The organism is Spirosoma jeollabukense, assembly GCF_054777855.1.
Genome location: NZ_BAAHAD010000038.1, coordinates 1 through 4,556, shown reverse-complemented (window position 1 = coordinate 4,556; position 4,556 = coordinate 1). Strand labels below are relative to the sequence as shown.

The 4,556-nt window shown below is 27.1% G+C and carries 1 protein-coding gene and 1 other annotated feature; the gene reads right to left on the bottom strand.

The window, feature by feature from the left end; genetic code table 11:
* Window positions 1–987: 987 nt before the first annotated feature.
* Window positions 988–2,843 (bottom strand) — a sequence feature (23S ribosomal RNA rRNA prediction is too short).
* Window positions 2,844–3,683: 840 nt separating this feature from the next.
* Window positions 3,684–4,256: a F0F1 ATP synthase subunit A gene (gene atpB, locus ACYVEA_RS34200; RefSeq protein WP_461117875.1), complete on the bottom strand. Its 573-nt coding sequence runs from the start codon at window positions 4,254–4,256 to the stop codon at window positions 3,684–3,686.
* Window positions 4,257–4,556: the final 300 nt, after the last annotated feature.

The window sequence follows — 4,556 nt, the reverse complement described above, 5'->3', positions numbered from 1 at the left end:
TATTCACCATATAGTTAAAATCTTACTAAAAATAAAAAATATACTGAATTTAATCTAACAATAACTGTATTATTATTAACATAATTAATAACAAATTAAAATATTTGTAAATAAATTTACAAATTTACAATATGAACTTTGGATATACCCAGGTACTTTTTCTGGGATCTGTGCCCCGCATAAACTGTCTTCTAATCAACCGAATGTAATAAAGTAAATAAAGGTGTCACATCATTGTTATTTTTATAAAATAACTACCTTATACTCTTGTAATTCTTATATTAAATTCTAAAGTAGTAACAGTAAAGCTGCAAAGGGTCTGTTAAGATAGGTCATTTTATTACTAAAATTTCCCCCTTCAAGAACCGTACATGCAATTTTCATCGCATACGGCTCAAAGATTTAATAATTATATTATTATAAATATCATAAATACCAGAGAATATCCGATTTGAACGGATGTGATTTTTTGAATCAAATAAGTTTCAAGCTTATCGCTATAAACCACTCAGCCAATTCTCTATTACTATATTTTATATAATGTTAAATCCTAGTTCTAAGTCTGCATTCTTTCGAATCAATTAAAAATCTATTCTTATTATTACAATAAGACTTTTGCTTTTTAGAACATCCTTTACCCACTAATGTATATTTAATTTTACAATTAAACTTCCTTTAAAGGACATTATTGGGCTTACCTAGTTTACATAATAATACCTTAATGATTATCTTAGAATTCCACTACACGTATGTTGACATATGATCCATTAACAAAAAGACGAGAAACTTTTTATACAATCAACAAGAAATTTCTTAAAAAAATTTTCTAGATTACGCTTTAACCATGGATTCAAATAATTTATTCATAATAATCTAGCTCATCTCCCCAAATAGGCAGAATTTTTACGGGCTTTACACAAAAAAATTACTTTTTTTGCATACCGCATGAGCTCATACAATGGATTGTAAGATGGGTTTTCACCATATTATTATTATGTACTTTCTAGTCGCACTCTCGTCTATCTAGAGGTAAACAGTATCTGCACTGCTATTCCAATTTCACTGAGCCAATCATCGAGACAGCTGTTGTATCGTTACATCATTCATGCAAGACCGCATTTAACGGCCAGGGTATTCCGCTACCTTAGGACCCTCATCGGTAAGGCCGCCGTTTGTCGGGGATCTCTTCAAAACCTAGCTTTTTAATTCTAAGCAAATCCGTCACCCAGCCGACACCGGGCAGACATCACACTCAATATATCGATGTCTATCTTAGCAGAGTGCTCTGTTTTAAATAAACAGTCGTACAACACTATTCTATGCCTCCTATTCTCTTAGTTATATACTTAAATAGCAGGGTTACCCCCTCTACTTAATCGATAACTTATAAAGAATGGCTCACCTTATCCCGAAGTTACGCGAGTCATTTTGCCGAGTTCCTTAATGATTGATCACTCAAACGCCTTCGTATTCTCTACTAGCTTACTTGTGTTAGTTTCTAGGTACGGTTCAAATATAATGAATATAAGCTTTTTCACAGTATTGCGCCTAATACTCCCTTTTATTCATCCCTGAGTTATTTTTCCTGAACTAATTTAACTTTAATTAGTTTATATCTCAGATTATTTCATCGCAATAACAAGTCTTTATTTTTTTTATCTCATATTGTTTTATGGAATAAATAAATAAAAAATTATTTGCTTAGAAGCCGGCTTAATTCAAAACCATAAGCTTAAGGCGAAAATTATCTTTTTCGTTACTCATGTCAGCATTATCACATGGAAAATAAAAAATTAAGATTAAAAAAAAAATAATTATGATTTATCCATTGTTCCGCTACCCCATATATATTTTGTTAAAAAATAAACTATATATGGACAAGGTTTCGGTATATTGTTTAGATCCGTTATATTTTCGGTGTGATCTTCTTAAAAAATCAATGCTCTGTTACGAGATCATTAAAATGTGGCCGCTTCCAAGCCTATTAATTGATCGTATTAAAAGACACATCCTTAATTTCACTCAACAATAATTTTGGAACCTTATTAACTCTTGTTCTGGGCTGTTTCCCTTTTGACATACAACCTTATCGTACTATGTCCGATTTTTTAACATTCATCTTAGCCCTTCCGAGTGCAAATACTCTCCGATAAAATCTTTACGATCCCCCGATATATACAAATTTATAATGAAAAAACATTATAAATATTTTGACCGAGATCACAGTTCTGTACCTGCCAAGATGTTGTTTAAATTACCTACTTATATAGGTTTCGCGGAAAACCAGCTCAGCTAGTCAGTTTTGTCTTTCACTAACTTACCATTATTCTTCGGATATCTTTACAACGATAACCCGTTCGGACTTTTATAATCCTGATAACGGTAAGATCACTAGCCTTCGGGTCTAATTTTAGATACTTTATCATTTTTTCATAATCGATTTCTCTACGAAACTAAGCGATTATCATCTTAAATGCATAATCTTGTTTCTTGCATCTAAAATTAACTTGCTGACCCATTATGCAAAAGGTACACTCTTGTTATTTATTAAAATTTTTCTCGAGCTGCTTATAAAATTACTATTAAATAAATTTCCCTCACGGTACTGTTCACTATTGCGTATAATACCATATTTAGCCTTAGAGGAAGGTTCCCCTTTATTCAAACAAATAATCCATTTTACTTATATATTTATAGGCTATTCTATCTTACTTCTCATTGTATATAGAATCTCGTTTGATTTATTTTCCTAAGGTTATTCAGATTTTTCCTTTCACCTTGTTTATTTACAAGATTTCTCTTAATAAATTATTTGGTTTATAGCTTGTTTTTACTCATAATAATTTCTTTTTATACTAATTGATAATTTTATCAATTAAAAATATTTATTATACTACTAATAGAATACTAAATCTACTAGACTTATTGTATCTTTTTATTTAGATTATATTTATTAATAAATAAATATTTATTAAATCATACTCTTTTTATTTATTTTTTATAATGTTAAATAAGTTGATAATAAAGAATATGGAAGATTCGAACTCCTTCTTATTGATCTGCAATCATAAGGCAAAACCATTTGCAACATATTCCTTTTTTTTAATAATAGTGAAAAAAAAATTTTTTATCTATTAAGCTAACATTGAGTCCTTGAAAATTTAAAAAAGGTTATTTTTCAAAAATGTTCGAGTTTTAAATAATCGCACAAATCTTGGTAAAATATATTTAGAAAATAAATATATTATAATTACTAGTAATAAAAAATTGAAAGTAACTTGATTTACAAAAGAAAATGGTATTAGTTGTGGCATTCCATAAGCAACTCAAAATTTAAATTTATTATACTAAAGTTTTAATAAGTCCATATTCGGACCTATTCTTAAAAGTCGACAAGAGCACTAAAAATTGAACTCAGCTCATATCTACTATATACTCTTATTTTATTACTAAAATATTAGTAAAATATCTTAAAATATTTAATGTAAGCTAGCTCTTGTCAATTTATACATATCCTAAATACAGCTAAATATATATTTTTTTTTTTCGTTTTTTATTTATTTTCTACTTGTAATAAAAGCTTATACCATTATTAATTTTATTTTAATATATATTTTATTAGCTCTAACTTTCCTATCCTATATTTAAAATAGTAATATAAATTATTTTTATTATCTTATTTTTTAATGTAATTCTAAACTATCTTTAATATAAGATGAAGATAATACCACAAATACTTGTGCTTGAATAAATGCTATTCCTATTTCTAATCCTGAAAAAGCTAAAATAAATAATAATGGAACTAATCCTAAAAAAAAGTATATAATTCCTTTTTTCATTATATTATATGTAAATCCTGCTAAAATATTAAGAAGCATATGACCACTTAATATATTGGCACCCAATCTTAAACCTAGTGATACAGGTCTAGATAAATATGAAATAAATTCTATTAATACCAATAATGGTAGTAAACCTAATGGACAACCAGATGGTACAAATAATGAAAAAAACTTTAGAGAATGTATTTGGAAACCTAATATTGTCGCTCCTATTACTATTGTAAAACTTATTGAAAATGTTAAAATGAAATGAGATGTCGGTGCGAAACTATAAGGCACCATACCTACTAAATTATTTATTAATATATATATAAATAAAGCAGATATTAAAGGAAAAAACATTTGACCTTTTTTTGCATTTATTTGGTTTATTACTATACTAAAGACTGTAGCATATATAGACTCTACCGATATTGATCATTTATTAGGTGTAACTATATTATAATTTGTTGCTAATATATACAACATAAATATTATAATTGTTGTAATTAATAAATATAAACCTATATTTGTTAAAGATAATTTAATATTTTCAAAAACGGCAGCCTTAATGCTAAATAAATCTCTTATAGCAAATTGGTCTAAAGGACTTTTATTAAGAAAAAACATGAAATATATATGTATATTTTCATATATGTAATATATACTAAAAGGCTATTATGTTATGTTGTTAAATTTTTATTTAATTTTAAAGTTTTTAAAAATATTTAATAG